Raw genomic sequence first — 2357 nt, 5'->3', positions numbered from 1 at the left:
CTTCAGACACATCAAGATCTTGCTGCAAATATTCATAACCACAAAAATATTGCCAATAAATATTTTCCTTTAGCTCTTCCTCCGTAAACGAATCAGAACCGTTGTACATAGCTTGAAGCATTGATAGTGCTAGCATTACTCTATGATCTTTCTTATTTCTACCAAATTGCTTGATTTCAATGTTAGGCAATGCTCTGGCTTCAAGTTCAGACCAATTTACTAAATCCCTTAGTTTATATAACTTGTTTTTAGGATTTAGTTTTGTAGATAATTTCTCTTCAAATAACCTTTCTTGTTTTTGGAGAAAAGTAATATTTTCTATAGGCATAATTTTAAAATCCGTAAGCTTTATGCGGTAATTATACCATTTTCTTATGGATTTTGTAAGCTGTTTATGACATGAAACCCCTTGTTAATTCAGGCGGGGAGAGTTTTGACGGAGGGACTTACTATACTGAATCGCTGTGCCTATTTTTCCTTAAAACCTTTAAACATGGCGTCAATTAGTGGATCCAAAAGATACCTTAGTAAAGTTCTAGTACCAGTTACTATTTGAACCTCAGCTTGCATACCAGGATGAAGTTCTAACTTTCTTGTATTAGCTACTTCTTTAAATTTATCCATGTCAATTTCGATACGTGCCAAGTAATAACCGTTTGCAAGTGGATCGCCAGGGGCTCTTTGATGATCCATAACTAAATCAGGTGATAGAGAAATTACTTTACCTGTAAATGATGGAGTGGTTCTTGATTTAAAGGCGCTAAATTTTATTTTTGAAACGAGTCCAACAGCTATAGAATCAATACTTTTCGGCTCGATTTTTGCTTCGATAACCAAAGGATCATTTATTGGAGAAATCTCTACCATAGTCTGGCCAGGAGGTATAGAGCTACCTATAGTATGAAAATTTAGGTTATTAACTACTCCATCAACTGGTGATTTTAAAACCACTCTATTGAGAGCTTCTTGTAGGTAGAAAAATCTTTCTCTATGACCGGCAAGCTGAGCTTGTGATTCTTTTAGATCATTCAATGTTTGCGTAGAAAACTTGCTATCTATGTTTATTAACTCTATATCAGTTTTAGTTATTTCCTGTTCTGCCTTAGCTATTTCTGTGTCTGCTATTGCTAATTCGCTTTGTATACTTGCCTCTTTGGCTTCCAGCTCGAGCAGGGCGGCTTTTTGGGCAAATCCTTTTGCATTAAGCTTTTTGGTTGCGTCTAACCTATCTAAAGTCACTTCTAACGTTTTCGCAAGGGCAACCTTCTTAGCCTCGTATCCTTCGATTTGTTTTTTTGATTGCTTACTTTTTTGTTTCAAAGAATCTCTTTCTGCGGAGATAATTTTACTTCTTGAGCTAAATAGACTATTTTGAGTTTCAATGATCTTTGCAACATCTGCTTCAGACTTGTCTTTAAGTAAGAATTCTGGGTAAATAATTTCTGTGTCGTTGTTAATTTCTGCTAGCAATCTGCTCTCACTCGCTAAAAGCGTTCTATATTGGTTAAGTACGTTTTCATACTCAGATTTTGTCTTGGTATCGTCTAATTCTAGCAGTTTGTCACCTTTTTTTACAACGTCACCTAGTTTTACAAAAACTGCCTTAAGTACACCACCTTCCTGATGATTGATTACTTTTTTCTGAGTGCTACTAATAACAGTGCCAATAGCAACAGCTGCGCTATCTAGAGGCGCTGTAGCCATCCAAATAGTACCTAATATAACGAAAAAAACTGTAACAAATAATCCAAATAATATAGGCGATTTTGCACTCTTGACCACGTCATTTGCATTTCCACCATCTTCTTTAACAATAAGATTAATAAATTGATCAACAAACTTTACGCTGTTTTGCATGCCTTGTATTATAGCAATAAAGAATCCCTTTGGTGTCCACATACTGGGCGGTTTTTGCATAAAAGGGAGGCCAGTAGCCATTTTATTAGGTTCTCCAGCTGCTTTTTGCTGCATCAACAATTGCTGTAATTGTTGAAGTTGTTGCATTTTCTCAGGTGTTATTTTGTTATTATTATCTGACATATTTTTTACAGTAACTATTCTTTATCGTTAATATGTATCATACCATTCTTGAGCATTTGTATGCGCCCGTGTATTTCTTCTTTCGATCCAAAGCTTGCTACTGCTCCATCCTGAATTACCATAATTTTATCAACTTCCGAAAGGACAGAAGGACGGTGAGAAATAACTATTACTGTTATTTTCTTTTTTCTAGCTTCAGCAAGCGCGCCGGCTAAAGCTAATTCACCTGCTTCATCTAGGTTAGCATTAGGCTCATCAAGAACAACTAGTTTTGGGGTACCATAAAAAGCTCTCGCTAGGCCAATTCTTTGTCTTTG

2 protein-coding genes and 1 pseudogene are annotated in these 2357 nt (G+C 35.9%); all 3 read right to left on the bottom strand.

The genetic code is table 11. The features are described 5' to 3' along the window. Positions 1-328: transposase (locus tag Megvenef_RS08980; RefSeq protein ID WP_322776028.1), on the bottom strand; the 328-nt coding region annotated here is incomplete at its 3' end. A gap of 140 nt (positions 329-468) precedes the next feature. Continuing rightward, on the bottom strand, positions 469-2040 hold the full coding sequence (locus Megvenef_RS08975) for an HlyD family type I secretion periplasmic adaptor subunit (protein WP_322777588.1): 1572 nt from the start codon (positions 2038-2040) through the stop codon (positions 469-471). 14 nt (positions 2041-2054) lie between these two features. Further along, positions 2055-2357, bottom strand: a pseudogene (locus tag Megvenef_RS08970) (type I secretion system permease/ATPase); the annotation flags it as partial.

The organism is Candidatus Megaera venefica (genome assembly GCF_034554655.1).
GTDB lineage: Bacteria > Pseudomonadota > Alphaproteobacteria > Rickettsiales > Rickettsiaceae > Megaera_A > Megaera_A venefica.
The sequence above is the reverse complement of the archived record's forward strand: the minus strand, read 5'-3'. Positions and strand labels throughout refer to the sequence as shown.

Excerpts from the sequence above, each read along its gene's own strand:
- Megvenef_RS08975 (WP_322777588.1), bottom strand. The coding sequence starts at position 2,040 with ATGTCAGATAATAATAACAAAATAACACCTGAGAAAATGCAACAACTT.